The sequence below is a fragment of the Amycolatopsis sp. NPDC034160 genome (genome assembly GCF_055575355.1).
On record NZ_JBVISU010000004.1, the window covers coordinates 88,530 to 107,296 of the forward strand.

Below are 18,767 nucleotides of genomic sequence, written 5' to 3' on the forward strand. Positions count from 1 at the left end.
GAATACGAGGGGTAGGTCATAGACTTGGGCTATGACCACCCCCGATCTGGACTCCCTGCGCCTGCTGGTGCTCGTGGACGAGCTCGGCAGTATCGGGCAGGCCGCGGCCAGGCTTGGGATCGCCCAGCCGTCGGCGAGCAAACGACTGTCCACAGTAGAACGACGGCTCGGACTGGTGCTGGTCGACCGTACGCGACGCGGGTCCGCCCTCACCCCCGACGGCAGGGTCATCGCGGGCTGGGCCCACCGCGTGCTGGCCGAACTCGACGGGCTCCTCGACGGCGCCGAAGCGTTGCGCACCCAGCACGAGGCGCAACTGCGCGTCGCCGCGAGCATGACGTTGGCCGAACATCTGGTACCGGGCTGGATCGGCGAACTCAAACGCGGAAACCCGGGGCTGTACCTCGGGCTGGAGGTCACGAACTCCGACCAGGCCGCGGAACTGGCCAGGGAGGGCAAGGTCGACCTCGGCTTCGTCGAGTCGCCCGGCGCGCTGCCGGGTCTTTCGGCCAAGCGGGTGGCCACCGATCGGCTGGTCCTCGTCGTGGCCGGAAGCCATCCCTGGGCGCGCAGGCGCCGCCCGCTGACCGCGGCCGAACTGGCGGTCACACCGCTGGTGGTCCGCGAGCCGGGCTCGGGGACCAGGGAAACCGTGGACACCGCCTTGCGCAAGGCCGGCGTCGGCCCGGCGAAACCGTTGCTGGAGCTGGGGTCCGCCTCCGCGGTCCGCAACGCCGTGGTCGCGGGCGCCGGACCGGCGGTGATCAGCGAACTCGACGTGGCACGGGACGTCGCCGACCGCAGGCTCGTCCAGGTCGCGGTCGAGGGCGTCGATTTCGGCCGGGAACTGCGGGCGGTGTGGCCCGCCGGGCGGCGCCTCGCCGGACCGGCCGCCGCGCTGCTGGCGCTCGCGGTCCGCTCCCGGAGCTCTCGCGGCTGACGGCGAACGGACGAATCCTCCTCCAGCTCTTGAAAAGCCGGTGTGTAGGGACTCTCCTGGAGGGGTACCAGCTGCCAGAAGGTGTGTCCTCGTGCTGGGAGTGGCCATGACCGCCGTGAAGACATCGCCCCGGCCGGAGGCCGTCCGCTTCGGCGGACGCCGGCGTGCCCCCAAGGGCAGTGTGTTCCTCAACGTCATCCGCACCACCGACCACAAGACGATCGGCCTGCTCTACCTGTGCACCTCGTTCGGGTTCTTCCTCGCGGGCGGGTTCATGGCGCTGCTGATGCGCGGTGAACTGGGCAGGCCGGGCATGCAGTTCCTGTCGCAGGAGCAGTACAACCAGCTGTTCACCATGCACGGCCTCATCATGCTGCTGCTGTACGCGACGCCGAACCTTTTCGCCTTCGCCAACTACATCCTGCCGCTGCAGATCGGGTCACCGGACGTCGCTTTCCCGAGGCTGAACGCGTTCTCCTATTGGCTGTATCTCTTCGGCGGGCTGATGGCACTCAGCTCGTTCTTCACGCCGGGCGGCGCGCCCGACTTCGGGTGGACGATGTACACGCCGCTCTCCAACGCCGCGCACACGCCGGGCGTCGGCGCCGATCTGGTGATCATGGGCCTGATCGTCTCCGGGCTCGGGACGATCCTCGGCGCGGTCAACATGGTCACCACGATCCTCTGCCTGCGCGCGCCGGGGATGACCATGTGGCGGTTGCCGCTGTTCACCTGGAACATCCTGTTCACCACGATCCTGATCCTGGCGGTCTTCCCGATCCTCACCGCGGCACTGTTCGGGCTGGCAGCGGACAGACGGCTCGGCGCGCACGTCTTCGATCCGGCCAACGGCGGGGCGATCCTGTTCCAGCACCTGTTCTGGTTCTTCGGCCATCCCGAGGTCTACATCGTCGCGTTGCCGTATTTCGGCATCATCACCGAAATCGTCCCGGTGTTCAGCCGGAAACCGCTGTTCGGCTACAAACTCATGGTGTTCGCGACGATCGGGATCACCGCGTTGTCGTTCGCCGTCTGGGCACACCACATGTTCGCCACCGGCGCGGTCCTGTTGCCGTTCTTCTCGATCATGACCTTCCTCATCGCGGTACCGACCGGGATCAAGTTCTTCAACTGGATCGGCACCATGTGGAAGGGACAGCTGACCTTCGAATCGCCGATGCTGTGGTCGATCGGGTTCATGGTGACGTTCTTGCTCGGCGGGCTGACCGGGATCATCCTCGCCGCACCGCCCTTGGACTTCCACATCCACGACACCTACTTCGTGGTGGCGCATTTCCATTACGTGCTGTTCGGCACCATCGTGTTCGCCACCTTCGCCGGGATCTATTTCTGGTTCCCGAAGATGACCGGGCGGCTTCTCGACGAGCGGCTCGCGAAACTGCATTTCTGGACCACGTTCATCGGTTTCCATCTGACGTTCCTGGTCCAGCACTGGCTCGGCAACCAGGGTATGCCGCGCCGCTACGCCGACTACCTGAGCACCGACGGTTTCACCTTGCTGCACACCATTTCCACCATCGGCGCGTTCCTGCTCGGCGCGTCGGTGCTGCCGTTCCTCTGGAATGTCGTCCGCAGCTACCGGTTCGGGGAAGTCGTCGAGGTCGACGACCCGTGGGGGCACGGGAATTCCCTGGAGTGGGCGACGACCTGCCCGCCGCCCCGGCACAACTTCTTCGACCTGCCGAGGATCCGGTCCGAACGACCGGCGTTCGAACTCCACTATCCGCACATGATCCCTCGGCTGCGCGCCGAGGGGCATACGACCCCGTTCCAGCGCCGCGACCAGCCCGCACCCTCGGAAGTGGTGGCGGACAAGGCGTTGGCGGACGACGACACCGGCTCACCGAAGGAATGAGGTACCGCGCATGATCCCGATGGATGTCGAGGGGATGGCAGTCCTGGCTCCGGAAGCCGCACCGGTGATGCTGCTGCGAGAGCGGGAGGGCGAACGCCGTTGGCTGGCGATCACGATCGGTGGCCCCGAGGCGAGCGCGGTGGCGCTCGCGCAGGAGAAGATCCACTTACCGCGTCCCGGCACGATCGAACTGATCGGCCAGGTGGTGGAATCGTTCGGGCACCACGTCACCGGCGTCGAGGTCACCGCGCTCCGGGACGGGATTTTCTTCGCGGATCTCGTACTCGACTCCGATATCCGCATTTCCGCCCGGCCGAGTGACGCGGTCGCGATCGGGTTGCGCGCCGGTGTCGGGATCAAGGTGGCCGACTCCGTGCTGGACGTCGCCTCGGTGCGGGTCGAGATCGTGGGGTCCGGGCCCGACGCCGAACTGCCGACGGTGCCATCCGACCCGGTCGACCAGGAACGGGAGGTGGAGGAGTTCAGGGCGGCGTTGGACAAGATCGTGCCGGAGGACTTCGGGGACCTTCCGCCCGAGCCGCCTGCCGACCCCAAGGCTTGAGCCGCCTGCCGACCGATGAAATGAAGGGGCCTTTCATTGCAAAATTCGCAATGAAAGGCCCCTTCATTTCACTTGAGTACTACTTTTTAGCCAGGCCCCGTTCGATCGCCTCGATGATGCGCGGCCGCATCTCCGCCGCGCTGATGATCGCGTCCACCGAACCGACCTTCACCGCGCGTTCGATGCTGTGCACGCCGTCGAACTCGGCGGCGACCGCGCCCAGCTTCTCCGACCGCACCGACGACTGAACTTCGGCCAGTTCCGCGGCCAGCGCGGCACGTTCGGCGCCGGTCGCCCCGCTGAGCTTCTCCGTCAGCGACCGCACCCGCTCGTCCGCCGCGGTCCGCGCGTTGACCTCACCGGCGAACACGACCGCCGCGGCGGGCGCGCCGCCGAGCACGGAAGCGAACGAACCTTCCAGCGCCAGCACCGTCATGTTCGGGTTCAGTGCCTTCGAGAAGACCACGAAAGCGCCACCGTGGTACCGCGAGATCACGCAGAACACGATCGGGCCCTCGAAGTTGACGATCGCCCGGCCGATCTCCGCGCCGTACTCCAGCTGCAGTTTCCGCATCGACTCCGGTGAGCCGTCGAAGCCGGACAGGTTCGCCAGCACCACCAGCGGCCGGTTGCCGCTGGCCGCGTTGATCGCCCGCGCCGCCTTCTTCGACGACCGCGGGAACAGCGTGCCCGCGGTGTAGGTGTCCGGGCCGTCGGTGGGCGGGAAGCCGCGGCGCGGCACCGAACGCGACTCGATACCGAGCAGGCACACCGGCCGCCCGCCGAGGTGCACGTCCTGCACGGCCGCGGTCTCCGCGTCGGCCATGCCCGGCCAGCGTTCCAGCACCGGGTGGTCCTGGTCTGACAGCGCGCGCATCACGGTGCGGATGTCGAACGGCTTCTTGCGGTCGGGGTTGGCCTCACGCGAGAAGATCTGGCCGACCGTGGTGAAGTCGCTGTCGACGGCCGCGTGCGGGAACGACGAGATGTCCCGGTCGATCGGGTCGTTCGTGACCGCCTTGCGCGGACCGGGCTCGTCCGGTGCCACGTAGGTGTGGTCGTAGTGCGCCATCAGCACGTCGCGGGCCGCGGCGAGGTTCGGCGCCCAGTACTGCGCCTGGCCGTTCGGGCCCATGACGCGGTCGTAGCCGCCGATGCCGAAGTTGTCCTCGGCCGAGACACCGCCGGAGAAGTCGAGCGACTGCTTGCCGGTCAGCACCATCGCGGAGTCCGGCGTCATCACCAGAATCCCCTTGGTGTGCATGAGCATCGTCGCTTCGGCGTTCCAGTACGGCTGGGCGCCGACGTTGATCCCGGCCACGACGATGTTGATCTCGCCGCCGTCCTGGGTGAAGTGCACGATCCGCTTGAGCGCGGCCGCGACCCAGTCCATGTTCTCGGTACCGGACTCCATCGAGATCCGGGCACCGGCCGAGAGCGCGTACCACTCCAGCGGGACCCGCATCCGCTCGGCGAGGTCCAGCGCCGCGATCACCCGCGAGCACTCCGGCTCCGACAACGCGCCGAGCGCCTTCGTCGGGTCGCCCAGCAGCACCACCCGCTTGACGCCCTCCGGATACCGCTCGGTCGGCGTGGTGACCACACCGGCGACGATCGCCGCCTTGTTCCGCCCCAGCGGCCGTTCGACGGGGACGAGGGTGTTGCCGCTCGAGGTACTCGTTTCCGCCGAGGGCGAATCAGACTCAGTGTCCATGTCGTACTCGGTGAACGAACCGAGCATCTTGGTCAGCTCGTACGGGTACACCGTGTCCCGGCGCCGGGCGCGCAGGACGTTCTGGTGGTAGTCGTCGAGCGGCAGGATCGGCCCGGTCGTGGGCTCGGACAGCGACATCTGCACGCCACCGCTGACGTCGTAGCCGATCCGCACGGCGACCTCGTTGACCTCGCCGGTCGCGCGGTTGCGCTGCCTGCCGAGGAACTGGACCTCTTCGAGACCCGCGCCGGCCGTCGACGGCTGCACGCGCTGCGCGACCGTGTTCAGCTCCTCGCCGGTGAGCTCACTCGTCGGCCACACGTAGAGCATGATCCGGTTGGTGTCGAAGCGTTTCTTCGGCGGAAGCTTCGCCTGCACTTCCCGGATCGCGTCGAGGCAACCGGCCAGCGTGCCTTCGACCGCGGGCAGGGCCAGCAGTTTGCCGTCGTTGTCCCGCAACGGGGTCAGGTCACGGACCTGGGCCAGTGCGACCAGCCGCTGGTCCGCCGGGTTCATCGGCGCGACACACTTGAACAGGTAGACGTCCTCGTCGCCGGACGGCAAGCGCGTGAGGTCGAAGTTCGCCAGCCGCTGCAACTGCATCCGCTGGGCGATCAGCGGGTGCAGGCCGCGGATGAGCCGTTCCTCACTGAAACCGGTCGAGGACGGGCGGAAGGTGAAGTGGTGGTGCATCACCGCGCCGCTGTGCCCCGCGACCGTGGTGGTGACGCGCCGGATCCGGCTCGGCAGCGACTCGGCCGTGAGGACCTCGCGCAGCCCGGCCGCCATCGCGTCGTCGTCGGCCGACTCGTCGTCCCAGGTCAGGTAGAGGTCCGCTTCGACATCGGTGTCGGCGGGCAGGCCGGCGGCGAGATCGGCGACCGCCTTGATCGCCCCGGGCAGCCCGGCGCGGTCGACGGCGGTGGTGGCCATGTGGAACCGCTCGCCGTCGTCGGCGTAGTCACCGGTGACGAAGGTGCAGTCGCCGACGGTGACCTGCCCGACGCCGGTGAGCGCGCGGTTGCCGTAGTAGCGGCGGCTCAGCACTTCGAGCAGCGGGGTGTGGTCGGTGCCGGGGCGCCCGATCCGCTGCCCGAGCAGGCGTACCAGCGGCTGCGCGCTGGCCAGCATGCTCGCGATCCGCTCGGCGCGGTCCGGCGAGTCCGGGTGCCGGTCGAGGTGGCGCAGGTGCTTGCGGACCTCGCTGTAGACCTCGGCGCGGGTGCGGCGCAGCAGCGGCTGGGCGAACCAGCGGAACACCACGCTGCGCGCGAGGTCGCTGACCACCGGGAAGCGGACCTGCGTGGCGGCGATGAGCTGCTCCAGCGCCTTGCCCGCCGGTTCGCGCATCGCCTCGAACGGCTGCGCCTCAGTGAGCCACTGCCGCAGCAACGCGGTGACGATCGCGACGTCGGAAGCCGCCCGCTGCTGGGCGAGGAAGATGCGGAAGACCGCCTCCTCCAGCTCCGGCGTCCGCTCCAGATCCTTGACGCCGTAATGCGCCAGTACCTTCTTGAGCTTGTTCTGGAACGACTCCGACAGGCCGGCGCGTTCGACGTCGAGGCTCTGCAGGTAGGTGTGGAAGAACTCGCGGGCGCTGTGCACCCGGGTGTCGGTCTTGGTCTCCTCACCCGCCGGCTTGTTGCGGATCAGCTCGGACAGGTCGGCGAACACGGTCAGCAGTTCGACCTCGCCCTCCAGCGGGCGGTCGCCGTTGTCCTCGACTTCGGCACGGGCGGCCAGGTACGCGCTGAGCGTGCGGCGCTCGTCGTGCGGGTCGACGTCGAAGCCGAGCAGGAGGCTGCGCAGATCCTGCTGTCCCCGGGCGATCCGCTGCGGTGCCGACGCGCTGTCCGGTTCCACGGGCAGCTCGATCTCGACGCCGCCGGTGTCCTCGACGACCTCGGCGCCCTCTTCCGCCAGCGGCTCGAGCCGCAGCAGCGGCGCGCCTGTCTCGACCTGGCTGCCGACCGAGACGACGCACTCGCGCAGCTTCGCGCGGAACGGCGCGCGGAGCACCGTCTCCATCTTCATGCTTTCCAGCACCAGCACCGGTGCGCCCGCCTCGACCTCCGCGCCGACCTCGAGCGGTGTCGCGACGACGAGCGCGGGGGCGGGGGAGCGGACGACGCCACCCTCGTCGCGGCTGACGCGGTGGGTGACGCCGTCGACCTCGATCAGGTGGATCGGCCCGTGCGTGCCGGTGACCAGGCGGAATCGGGTGCCGTTGACGGTGATCTGACCGGTGTGCTCGTCGAAGCGGTCGACCTCGACGTCGGCGGCGTGGATGTCGCCGCCGGCGGCGGAGACGCCAACGCGGAATCGGCGGTGGCCGATCCTGGCGACGCTCACCCGGTACGCGGCGCCGCGCAGTTTGAGGTCGAGCGGGCGGCCGCTCTCGTGCTGGACCTGCGGACGGCCACCGTGCGCGGTGGAGAGAAGTCGTTGGCGTTCGACGGCTTCCTCGTCCTCGTAGGCCTCGATCGCGGCGGCCGCGAGCGCGATCGCCGAATGGCGGTGCGTGACCAGCTTGCCTTCGCCGCGGACCCGGTCGATCCAGCCGGTGTCGGCGCTGCCGTCGATCACCTCGGGCTGGTCGAGCAGATCGAGGACGAAGCTCTTGTTGGTCGCGCCGCCCTCGATGATGACCGTGGTCTGCGCCATCGCGCGGCGCAGACGGCCGAGCGCCTCGTCGCGGTCGCGGCCGTAGGCGATGATCTTCGCGATCATCGAGTCGAAGTCGGCCGGGATCGTGTCGCCTTCGCTGACCCCGGTGTCGACGCGGATGCCGGGGCCCGCGGGCAGGTCCAGGCGCGCGATGCGGCCGGGCGAAGGGGCGAAGTCGCGATCCGGGTCCTCGGCGTTGAGTCGCGCCTCGACGGCGTGACCGGCCTCGGCGGGCTGGAGGCCTTCGAGCTTGCCACCGGACGCGACGTGCAACTGGGCCTTGACCAGGTCCATGCCGGTGGTCAGCTCGGTGATCGGATGCTCGACCTGGAGGCGGGTGTTGACCTCGAGGAAGGCGAACAGCTTGTCGCCAGGGTGGTAGAGGAACTCGACCGTGCCGGCGCCGCGGTAACCGACGGCGAGCGCGAGCCGCTCGGCGGACCGCTTGAGCTCGTCGGCCTGCTCGGGGCTCAGCACCGGGGAGGCGGACTCCTCGATGATCTTCTGGTTGCGGCGCTGCACGGAACAGTCGCGGACGCCGAGCGCCCACGCGGTGCCCTGGCCGTCGGCGATGACCTGGACCTCGACGTGCCGGGCGCCGGTGACCAGGCGCTCCAGGAACACGACGCCACTGCCGAAGGCGCGCTCGGCCTCCAGGCTGGTGCGCTCGTAGGCGTCCTTGAGTTCGTCGGCCGAGGTGATGACGCGGATACCGCGCCCGCCACCGCCCGCGGTCGCCTTGAGCATCAGCGGGTAGCCGATCTCGTCGGCGGCCTTGATGGCGGCGTCGAGATCCGCGACGGCGCCACGGCTCCACGGGGCGACCGGAACGCCGACCTCCTCGGCGATCAGCTTCGCGCCGATCTTGTCACCGAGCTTGCGCATCGCGTCCGGGCTCGGCCCGATGAAGGTGACACCCAGCCGCTCACACAGCTCGGCGAAGGCCGGATCCTCGGCCACGAAACCCCACCCGACCCAAGCCGAGTCGGCCCCGGTCTCGGTCAGCGCCCGCTCCAGCACGGCGAAGTCCAGATAGGGACGTGCCGAGGCGGGCCCCAGGTTGTAGCTGATGTCGGCTTCCCGCACGAACGTCGCCGACCGGTCCGCATCCGTGTAGAGAGCGACGGTCTCGATCCGCTGTCCGGTCTCCGCCGAAAGCTCGCGGACGGCATGGATGAGCCGCATCGCGGCTTCTCCGCGGTTGACGATGGCGACACGACTGAACACCGACTGAGCCTCCCAAAGTACGCAGCACAACAGGCGACAGCCCGCCGGATCACGCGCGGGACAGTCACCTGTACCTGTTTACAGCCTGCCTCTTACCGGCCGGTACGAGAATGTCGTCGGTGGCGCATGCCGAGGGCCGGGTCTTGTAGGAACCCGCCAAAAAGTGTCCTGGAACACCTCGCCGAGGGGGCGAATGAGGTGATGAAGTGGACAATCTCGGGCTCGGCTCGGTGGCCGGGGTCGTGAGGTGTCACCAGGTGTTCACGCCGGTTTCATCGGGCGGGGCGGGCGTTGCCGTTTCCCGGCGACGGTTCAGAAGACACGCACGACGCCTGCGCCTGGGACGTCGTCTGGCGGACCACCGCGCCTACCTCGCCGTTTCTGGGCAACGAGGCTCAGAACGGCGGCGGTTCCTCCTCCCCCGGAGAGTGTGCGGGCGAGGCTCATGGAGCGGCGGCGGTGTGCTGGCGTAGCTGTGGCCGGTGACGGTCAGCGTGCCGTCAGGCGCGAGGCGGTAGGTCCAGCCGGGTTCGTCTTCGAGCCGTGGCGAGTGATCCGATGAACGACTTCCCGCGCATAGACCATGCCGACCGGATACGCGGTCCGTCACGAACAACTTTCGCACCGTATCGGCTGTTGCCGTCTTTCGGCGACGGGATCCCGGCGCGTTCTCGCACATCAAGAAACCCTGCCGAAGCCGTCGCCATAGATCGGCAATGGGGTACGTCAGTCACCCGAAACTGCCGCCACTATCCGGCGACAAGACTCGGCGTCGCAGAAGAGACCTACCTGCCCGCGAACCGGCACTGTCGCCGTTTCCCGGCAACGAGGCTCAGAACGGTGGCGGCTCTTCGTCTGCCGGAGGGCTTTGCGGGCGGGGATCGTGCAGCGGTGGGGGTGTGCTGTCGTAGCTGTGTCCAGTCGGGGTAGTGACCGTCAGCGTCCCGTCAGGCGCGAGGTGGTAGGTCCAGCCGGGTTCGTCTTTGAGCCGGTGATCACGACGGCAGAGGTCGACCAACTCCTCGGCGGCGGTGTGGCCGCCAAACTGCCACGGCACCACATGATCCAGATCGCAGGCCTGCGCGGGACGCCCGCACCCCGGTCTCCGGCACTCGCGATCCCGCACCCGCACAAACTCACCCAACCCCGCCGTAGGCCGATACCGATCCCGCCCCAAATCCAGGACTTGCCCCGACAACGGGTCGGTGATGATCCGCCGCAACACGGTGTCCGGCCCCGTCGCGATCCGCCTGGCCAACCCCGCCGGAATGTGGCCGTGCCCGGCCAGCTCGGCGGGATCGTTGTTGAGCCCGAGATAGGTGAACAAATCCATGTACAGGAACACCTCGGTGCGTTCACTCGGGCCGCCCTGTCCGCCCAGCAGCAGATCGAGCGCCACATCGGCGCGCAACTGATCCAACGTCCGGGTCTCCCCACCTTTCCGCAAAGCGCGGGCCTCACGGTCGATCCGGCGGTAAGCCGCGGTCACCTTCTCCACGGGCCCGTCTTCGACCTCGATCGACGCCACCCCGCTCTCACCCTGTCGCAACGTCAGACGCCGCCCACCGCGATGATGTGCGGTACGTTTGTCGGCGCCCTCACGGTCGGCGGTGATCGCCGCATGATTCGCCGCTTTTCGGATCTGCTCGGAGTTCCTGCCCGGCAACCGATCCTCCAACACGGCATCCGCGGCACGCGCGTCCTCATCGGAGAGCCGCGCGGTGGCGGCGGCGACTTTCATCGCACCGAAACCACACAACTTCCCCTGATCCATCAAACCCAGAGTGCACGGCAGGCGCGTCGTCAACGCCTCCGCGGTGGCCACCATCGTACCCGCGTGACTGTCCACAAGAGACAACTCGAACGCGACCTCCTGCATCACACTCCCCGCACCCCCACGATGCCGACTCAACTGAGCCAACGCCCGAAACCGCACCGCCTCCAACCGCGCGATCCCCGCCGACGCGACCTTCGCCACAGCGACGGAATCCTTGTCGTCCAACGAATCCACGGAAGTATTGACCAACTCCAAGAGGTGGGGATCGGTGAGTTCTTCGAGAAGCGCCGCCGACGCGGCCGTGTAGGTATCCACGCCAAGAACCGTACAACCGGCCACCGACAGTTTCCGATGCCGCGAACACCGTGAGGCGTTACCGTTTTTCGGCAACGGGGGAACGCGAGTCGGGTTCTCTTGAACGCCGAGTTGGGCTGCAGCCTCCATGAATCCATCGACGAGTTCCAGCGACGCTACGACCGGCTGCGCGCCGAACGACCCGACGACTTCACGCTTCCACCCGAAGAATATGGGCGAAACTTTTACCTATGAACGAACAGTCAAGGCTAAAGCCGCAGCGGCGTTACCGAATTCCGGCAATGTCAGCAGGCCCTACTGAACAGGCGGGGCCAGTTCCACACGATTGCGCCCGCCCTGCTTCGCCCGGTAGAGCGCGGTGTCGGTGGCGACGAGGAGGTCGTCGACGCTGGAGACGTTGGCGGCCGGGTACAGCGCGCCGCCGATCGAGACGGTCAGGTCGGTCAGCACCGTGTCGCGATCGGGCAGCGTGACCGAGACCATCGCGACCTGGTGCCGGATCCGTTCGGCTACCTGGCGCAGGGTTTCCTCGCTGTGGACGTCCGGGATGACGATCGCGAACTCCTCGCCGCCCCACCGTCCGCAGACGTCCTGTTCGCGGATCTCGGCGCGCAGGGCGTCGCCGACGGCGCGCAGGACGAGGTCGCCGTTGGGGTGGCCGTAGGTGTCGTTGATCGTCTTGAAGTTGTCGAGGTCGAGGAACAGCACGCCGAGTTTGCGGCCCGCGCGTGTCCGGCCGAGGTGTTCTTCGGCCAGTTGGCGCCAGCGGCGTTTCGTGACGAGCCCGGTGGTGGCGTCGGTGTGCGCGTCGCGCCGGTATTGGGTCAGCAGCAGTCCGCGGTGCAGCGCGACCAGTGCGATGACGACGCCGACCAGGACCAGTGGATTGGCCTGTACGAGGACGACGGCCGTCACCAGGCCGAGGCCGAGCGCGCCCGCTTCGAGGATCTGGTCACCGAAGCCGGAGAACAGTTCGCCGATCGATTTCGGCGGCGACGAGAGCGCGATCGCGATCATCACCAGCACGGTGTTGATCGCCCAGCGCAGGGCCGCGGCGACGATGATGACGGCGAGGTCGCCCAGTCCGGCGAGCAGCCCGGAGTCGGGCGAACCGGGGTAGTGGCGCATGCCGAGACTGAGGACGACGACGGCGGCCTGAGTGCCGCAGAGCACCGTCGCGGCGGAAAAGATCCACCGATGGGGTAGTACCGGCCGTTGGTGTGGCCAGATCCGCAGCCATGCGATGGTGTAGGTCACGACGACCATCGCGGCGGCGAGCACCGGCGGCAGCGCGATGACGGCGGCGACGCTCCAGACCGCCTTGGTGTCCACGTAGGCGACCGATGGGGCCCTGTCGTACTCCCGCTGGCGTTCGATCTGCCGGGTGCCCTCGATCGCGATGGCCGCGCAGAGCGTCAGGATGCCGAAGCGGGCCAGATCGGTGCCGGTGACCGGGACCAGCCGGGCCGTGGCGGCGGTCGAGAGGACTGCGATGAGATTCACGACCAGCACGTAGGAACGCACAGGTCGCGGCAGGCTCCACAGGTGCCAGGCCCTGAGCCTCCGCAGCGCGCCACCGTGTCGTCCGTCCACGCACCCTCTTCCGTCGGTGATCTACACCGTAATCGAACCGGGACTGCGACGACCCTCGTTGCCCGGACGATAAGAAGCGCGGCCGCGAATTCCCCCGGACAGCCCAACCGAAATGCGGGAGGTGCACCGATGCAGGACAACAACTGGTGAGTGATTTGCCGGGTTCATCGCTATTTCGAGGGAGGTGAACAGCATGCGGGACAACAACTGGACCACTCGGCGTGACAACAACTGGACGTGAGTGATCTGCCCCACGGGCGTGCGCTCGGATTCCCGAAGGGAGGTGAACGTAGTGCGTGACAACAACTGGACGACCCGTCGTGACAACAACTGGACGTGATGATCGGCCGCTGTCAGGAACCGTGCTCACCAACCGGTGTCGTCCCGCCGACCGGACCCACGTGATCCCCGGGGCCCCGGCGGGACGACACCGCACGCGACCAGCCGACGCCGGCGACACCGGCGACCACGACGCCCGCGACCGCCGCGACGGTGATCACGGTGGTCGGCGCGACGACCTGCGCCAGTAGCCCGGCGGCGGTGATCCCCGCCGCCTGTGCCGCCCGCAACGCGGCGATCGCGACACCGATCACCTGACCGCGATGGCCGGGCGGCGCGGCGAGGCCGTATTGCGTCTGGGTGATCATGTCGTGCGCGGAGAACGCACCCGAAATCGTCCACAGCACGACGATCGGGACCAGGCCTGACACCCAGCCGGTCGGGATCAGCACCAGGCTGCTCGCCACCGTCAGCGCGCCCAGTATCCGGACCTGCCGTTCGCGCGGGAAGCGGCTCAGCAGGATCCCGCCGAGCACCGAGCCGACCGGGTTCGCGGCCAGCAGCCAGGGCAGAGCATCCGCGCCGCCCAGTTCGGCCGCGACCGGGACGGCGAGACCCTCGGGAATGACGTAGAAACCGCAGCAACAGGCGATGAGCAGCAGCCAGCGCAGCTTGCGGTCGCGGGCGACCAGGCGGCAGCCCGCGAGCAGGGACGGGTGCTTGTGGTGGCGTGGGGTCGAGGGCGGGTACGGCCTGAGCCCGAAGCGGAGCATGAGCGCCGAGAGCGCGAACGTGCCCGCGTCGATCAGCAGCGCGCCGGGCACACCGAGGCCGGTGACGACGACGGCGCCCGCGCCGAAGCCCACCACGAGCCCGGCTTGATACGTCGACGAGATGACAGCTTGCCCGACGACCAACCGGTCCGGGTCGAGCAGGTCCGGCAGCATCGCCTGCCGTGCCGCGTAGAACGGTCCCGCCATGAGCTGCACGAGGAACAACAGGGCTGCCGCGGCGGGCAGCGGCAGCCCCGGCACCGCCATCAGCGCGATCAGGAGCGCGCGGCCGACGTCGGCGGCCACCATCACCGTGCGGCGCGAGAACCGGTCCGCGATGCCGCCCAGCGCGCCGCCGAGGAGATCGGGCACGAACGTCAGCGCGTACGCGGCCGATGCCCAGCCCGCCGACGACGTCCGATCGAACACGAGCACCGTGAGCGCGACCCTGGCCAGCTGGTCCCCGGCGACCGAGAGCAGATGCGCGAGCCAGATCCGGCGGAACTCGGCGACCGCGAAGACGCTGCGGAACGACGCCGCTCGGGCTGGCATGCGCTTCAGGCTGTCGTGAAGCGCCCGCTTCACGCAACCCTGCGAGGAAGTTCGAAAAATATCCGTGGTGATGTCGAACCGCGACGCCACCGTTCGACGTGTCAGTAGACAGGCAAGGAAGACAAGGACGGAGAATCCGATGTCGCATTCACTGGGGCCGCTGGCGCACAACCTGGCCGCTTACGCCATCTACTCGACCGCGCAGACCGAGATGCGCCACGCGTACAAGCTGATCGAGTCCGGCGACTACCTCGGCGCCGCCGCGGAGATCGATTCCGCCGCGCACGCCGCCGAAGTGCTCGCCCGCGCCACCTCCGGTCTGGACGCCGAGCGCTCCGAACGATGGATCAGAGTCGTCGTAGCCCGGAGGCGATTCGCCGAGCAAGCCCGGATGCGAGCCGGTGCCGACGCCGCTTTGGCCGCCTGAATGTGTTACGGCTTAACGGAAAGCGCGTCGATAGGTACCCGGACTGACACCTGTCGTGCGCTTGAACCGTTCACGGAACGAGGTCGGTGAGCCGAACCCGACCTCGGCGCCGATCCGCTCGACGGCGTCCTGGGTGGTCTCCAGCAGATGCTGCGCCTGCCGGACGCGCGTCCGGTGCAGCCATTGCAGCGGTGTCGTGCCGGTCTGTTCGCGGAAGTGCCGGATCAGCGTGCGGGTGCTCATCCCGGCCCGCGCGGCGATGTCGGTGAGGCTGAGGTCGCGCGCGAGATTTTCCTGCATCCAGAGCAAAGTGGGTTCCAGCGCCGAACCACGCGGCGCCGGGGGATGCCGCAACGCGATGAACTGGGCCTGGCCGCCTTCGCGTTCCAGCGCCATCACCGAAAGCCGGGCGGCGTCGGCCGCGATCGCGGAGCCGTAGTCGCGGCGGATCAGGTGCAGGCACAGATCCAGGCCCGCGGCGGCTCCGGCCGACGTCAGGATCTGCCCGTTGTCGACGTAGAGCACGGCCGGGTCGACCTCGATGGCCGGGTAGGCCTCGGCGAGTGGTTCGGCCGCGAGCCAGTGGGTGGTGGCGCGGAGGCCGTCGAGCAGACCCGCGGCGGCGAGGATGAAGGTGCCGGAACAGATCGAGGCGATCCGTGTGCCCGCCGCGGCCGCCGAGGTGAGCGCGTCGTGGACGGCCCGCGGCAACGGCCGGGCGGGTTCGGCCGTGCCGGGAACGATGATGGTGTCGGCTTCGCGCAGCGCTTCCAGTCCCCACGGCGCGCGCAAGGTGAAATGCCCGGCGTCGACGTCCGGTCCTTCGGCGCAGACGAGTACCCGGTAGCCGGCGCCGCCGTCCGGCAACCGTGTCCTGGTGAAGACCTCGATGGGGGTGGACAGGTCGAACGGGATCACCTGGTCGAGCGCGAGCACGGCGACGGTGTGCATACCCGGAACCTACCGCGCCGATGGCGGGATCCCGTTGGAAGGCGTCGTTCACGCCACTGGGCGCGGGCGAGGCCCGGTTCTAGCGTCGAGTCATGATGATCATCGCGCCGATTCTGGTCGGCCTCGTCTACGTCGTCCTGATGTCGCTCATCCACGAGCCGCACCGCCGCCGCTTCAACGCGATCATGGTGGCGGGCGCCGGCGCCGCCTATCTCAGCGGAGGCGGCCTCGGCAGCTGGGAGTTCGCGTTCGCCGCGGTGGTGACCTACGTGGCCTACCGCGGCCTCGAATCATGGACGTTCATCGGGATCGCCTGGCTCCTGCACACCGGCTGGGACGTCGTGCACCATCTGAAGGGCGCCCCGATCATCCCGTTCGCGCACGATTCCTCGTTCGGCTGCGCGATCTGCGACCCGGTGATCGCGATCTGGTGTTTCGCGGGCGGACGATCGGTGACGGACTTCGTGCGTGCCCGCCTCGGTTCGCGCCGGGAGCCTTCGCCGGTCTGACGGTCCGACCGAGCCGGGCCTTGGCCTGCCGGGCGGCTTGATGCGAACATATGTTCTATGCCGACCAAGGGGCCCATCCTGCACGCCGACCTGGATTCGTTCTACGCGTCGGTCGAACAGCGGGACGACCCGAGCCTGCGCGGGCGGCCGGTCATCGTCGGCGGAGGGGTCGTGCTGGCGGCCAGTTACGAGGCCAAGGCGTACGGCGTCCGCACGGCGATGGGCGGCGGCCAGGCGCGACGCCTGTGCCCGGACGCGGTCGTGGTCCCGCCGCGGATGCACGCGTACTCGGAGGCGAGCAAAGCGGTTTTCGAGGTCTTCGACAACACGACACCGCTGGTGGAAGGCATTTCGATCGACGAGGCCTTTCTCGACGTCGGCGGGCTGCGGAAGATCGCCGGTACACCGAGCCGGATCGCCGCGAAACTGCGCCGGGACGTGCTGGAGCAGGTCGGCCTGCCGATCACCGTAGGCGTCGCCCGGACGAAGTTCCTCGCGAAGGTCGCCAGCGGCGTGGCGAAACCGGACGGACTGCTCGTCGTACCGCACGACAAGGAACTGGAGTTCCTGCACCCGTTGCCGGTCGAACGGCTGTGGGGCGTCGGCGAGGTGACCGCGCGGAAACTACGCGAGCGCGGCGTCACGACGGTCGGGCAGATGGAAGGGTTCGGCGAGAAGGAACTCGTGCGCCTGCTCGGCCGTGGTGTCGGTGCCCACCTGCATGCCCTGTCCCACAACGACGATCCGCGGCGGGTGCGGACCGGACGCCGTCGCGGGTCCATGGGGGCGCAGCGCGCGCTCGGCAGCAGGCCACGCTCGCCCGCCGAACTGGACGCGATGCTGCTGACCCTGGCCGATCGCCTCGCGCGGCGGCTGCGCGCGGCGCACCGGGTCTGCCGGACGGTCGTGCTGCGCATGAGGTTCGGCGACTTCACCAAGGCGACGCGTTCGCACACGCTGCTGGAGGCGACCGAACAGACCGGCGCGATCGTCACCGCGGCACGCGAGCTGTTCGCCGCGGCGAGACCGTTGATCGACGAACGTGGGCTCACCCTGATTGGCCTCGCGCTCACGAATCTCTCGAAGGACGACGCGATCCAGCTGGCGTTGCCCTTCGAGGCGAAGCCGAGGGACGCGCTCGACTCGACGCTCGACACGGTCCGGGACCGCTTCGGCGCGAAGTCCATCACGCGCGCGGTGCATCTCGGGCAGGCCGAGGAGCCGTGGGTGCCGCTCCTGCCGGATTGAGCCCCGTCGCTAGGGTGTCCGGGTGGCGGAAGTCGAGATCTACACCGATGGCGCGTGCAGCGGGAACCCCGGTCCCGGCGGCTGGGGCGCGGTGCTGCGGTACGGCACCGTCGAGAAGGAGATCTACGGCGGGGATGCCGGGCCGACCACGAACAACCGGATGGAGCTGACCGCGCCCATCGAAGCGCTGGAAAGCCTGAAACGCCGGGTCACCGTGGACATCTACACCGACAGCACGTACGTCCGGAACGGCATCACCAGCTGGGTGCGGAATTGGAAGAACAACGGCTGGATGACCTCGGCCAAGACGCCGGTCAAGAACGCCGACCTGTGGCGCCGCCTCGACGAAGCCGCCGCGCGACACGACGTCGAATGGCATTGGGTCAAGGGCCACGCGGGACATCCGGAGAACGAGCGAGCGGACCGGCTCGCCGTCAAAGGTGTGGAAGAGGCCATGGGCCGACCCGTGGTCCAGCCCGGCGAACGGTCCGCTCGGCGTCGTTAAAAGGCGTCGTCAGCAGTTGACGCTGACCTTCGCGCTCTTGGCGAAGGAGACGTGGACGTGGTCCTCGTGGTTGGCGGTCGCGCCGCCGCGGTCCTCCATGGTGTCCCAGCCGCTGCCGTCGTTGTACCGCTGGCGCCAGATGACGTAGGTGACGCCGAAGTCCTTCTGGTTGGCCAGGAGGTAGTCGGCGATGGCGTTGCCGGTGGCGGTGTCCACCATGAAGTCCAGCGCCAGTCCGGACGGGTGGTCGCTGGCGTTCGCACGGCCGGCGACGCCGCCGATGTTCGTGACGCCGAACTTCGCCTTGATGTGGTTGCCGACCTGGGCCACATGCGGCTTGGTGCCGGCGAGGCTGGTCGAACACGAGGCCGTCGCGGCGGGGACGGTCTTCCTCACCGGGGCGGGAGCCTTGGTCGACGTCGTCGGCTTCGGGGGAGCCGGCGTGGTCGAGGGAGGCGGAGTCGGGCTTGAGCTGGAGGGCGGGGTAGTGCTGGTCGACGGCGGGGGAGTCGAGCTGGAGACCGGGGGAGCCTGCAGCGCGAGCGCGGCACTGGCCGCTTCGACGTCAGGGGAACCCGCGGTGGTCAGCCACATCGACGCCGGGAGCGCCGTGGCGACGGCTGCCGCGATACCCGCGGGGAGCTTCCACTGCGGAGCCTTGTTCTTGCGATGTCTGCCGGCCATTTCTCTGATCACTCACCACTTCGGGGACGGGAACTCGCGTCGGGGGCCGCGAGCTCCGGGCAACATTACGAAATGGACACGGCAAAGTCACGCGCGAGTGTGCTCGCCCACAGTTACCTTGATCGGTGAACCGAACAGGGCTCACAGCCGTACAGACACTAGAAGTGC

Annotated in this window: 13 protein-coding genes; 7 read left to right on the top strand and 6 right to left on the bottom strand. The window is 68.6% G+C overall.

Translation table 11 applies throughout. The annotated features are described in order from the left end of the window. Window positions 1-31: 31 nt before the first annotated feature. The 3 genes from ACZ54P_RS12045 to ACZ54P_RS12055 all read left to right on the top strand — a co-directional run bounded on the left by ACZ54P_RS12045 (window position 32) and on the right by ACZ54P_RS12055 (window position 3,378). Window positions 32-940, top strand: coding sequence for a LysR family transcriptional regulator (locus ACZ54P_RS12045; protein ID WP_465461539.1), 909 nt, complete (start codon window positions 32-34; stop codon window positions 938-940). Window positions 941-1,046: 106 nt separating this feature from the next. Further along, on the top strand, window positions 1,047-2,816 hold the full coding sequence (ctaD, locus tag ACZ54P_RS12050; protein WP_465461540.1) for an aa3-type cytochrome oxidase subunit I: 1,770 nt from the start codon (window positions 1,047-1,049) through the stop codon (window positions 2,814-2,816). Between the two features lie 10 nt (window positions 2,817-2,826). Next, window positions 2,827-3,378 (top strand): bifunctional nuclease family protein, encoded by a 552-nt coding sequence (locus tag ACZ54P_RS12055; protein WP_465461541.1) that lies wholly within the window; start codon window positions 2,827-2,829, stop codon window positions 3,376-3,378. Window positions 3,379-3,457: 79 nt separating this feature from the next. Here the strand turns inward: ACZ54P_RS12055 and ACZ54P_RS12060 are convergent, their stop codons facing one another. From ACZ54P_RS12060 to ACZ54P_RS12075, 4 genes are all read right to left on the bottom strand, one after another. Next, the gene (locus tag ACZ54P_RS12060; RefSeq protein WP_465461542.1) at window positions 3,458-8,986 is read right to left on the bottom strand and encodes an ATP-binding protein; all 5,529 of its coding nucleotides are present in this window, start codon (window positions 8,984-8,986) and stop codon (window positions 3,458-3,460) included. A gap of 832 nt (window positions 8,987-9,818) precedes the next feature. Beyond that, window positions 9,819-11,018 (bottom strand): HNH endonuclease signature motif containing protein, encoded by a 1,200-nt coding sequence (locus ACZ54P_RS12065; protein WP_465461786.1) that lies wholly within the window; start codon window positions 11,016-11,018, stop codon window positions 9,819-9,821. Window positions 11,019-11,372: 354 nt separating this feature from the next. Then, window positions 11,373-12,602, bottom strand: a complete 1,230-nt coding sequence (locus tag ACZ54P_RS12070; protein ID WP_465461787.1) for a GGDEF domain-containing protein — start codon at window positions 12,600-12,602, stop codon at window positions 11,373-11,375. A 422-nt stretch (window positions 12,603-13,024) separates the two neighbouring features. Continuing rightward, complete coding sequence (locus ACZ54P_RS12075; RefSeq protein ID WP_465461543.1) at window positions 13,025-14,275, bottom strand: MFS transporter; 1,251 nt, start codon at window positions 14,273-14,275, stop codon at window positions 13,025-13,027. 139 nt (window positions 14,276-14,414) lie between these two features. On the opposite strand from ACZ54P_RS12075, the gene ACZ54P_RS12080 reads away from it, so the two are divergent. Continuing rightward, complete coding sequence (locus ACZ54P_RS12080; protein ID WP_465461544.1) at window positions 14,415-14,702, top strand: hypothetical protein; 288 nt, start codon at window positions 14,415-14,417, stop codon at window positions 14,700-14,702. A gap of 12 nt (window positions 14,703-14,714) precedes the next feature. On the opposite strand, the gene ACZ54P_RS12085 is transcribed toward ACZ54P_RS12080, so the two are convergent. Then, window positions 14,715-15,653, bottom strand: coding sequence for a GlxA family transcriptional regulator (locus ACZ54P_RS12085; RefSeq protein ID WP_465461545.1), 939 nt, complete (start codon window positions 15,651-15,653; stop codon window positions 14,715-14,717). Between the two features lie 92 nt (window positions 15,654-15,745). On the opposite strand from ACZ54P_RS12085, the gene ACZ54P_RS12090 reads away from it, so the two are divergent. From ACZ54P_RS12090 to rnhA, 3 genes are read left to right on the top strand one after another with little or no spacing between them, the layout of a single operon-like run. Beyond that, on the top strand, window positions 15,746-16,162 hold the full coding sequence (locus ACZ54P_RS12090; RefSeq protein ID WP_465461546.1) for a DUF6010 family protein: 417 nt from the start codon (window positions 15,746-15,748) through the stop codon (window positions 16,160-16,162). Window positions 16,163-16,219: 57 nt separating this feature from the next. Next, window positions 16,220-17,410 (top strand): DNA polymerase IV, encoded by a 1,191-nt coding sequence (dinB, locus tag ACZ54P_RS12095; RefSeq protein ID WP_465461547.1) that lies wholly within the window; start codon window positions 16,220-16,222, stop codon window positions 17,408-17,410. 22 nt (window positions 17,411-17,432) lie between these two features. Further along, window positions 17,433-17,915 carry a ribonuclease HI gene (gene rnhA / locus ACZ54P_RS12100; RefSeq protein WP_465461548.1) on the top strand — a complete coding sequence of 161 codons (483 nt, stop codon included), beginning with the start codon at window positions 17,433-17,435 and terminating at the stop codon, window positions 17,913-17,915. A gap of 9 nt (window positions 17,916-17,924) precedes the next feature. On the opposite strand, the gene ACZ54P_RS12105 is transcribed toward rnhA, so the two are convergent. Continuing rightward, entirely contained in the window at window positions 17,925-18,599 is a 675-nt protein-coding gene (locus ACZ54P_RS12105) for a VldE C-terminal domain-containing protein (RefSeq protein ID WP_465461549.1), read from the bottom strand. Between the last annotated feature and the right edge of the window lie 168 nt (window positions 18,600-18,767).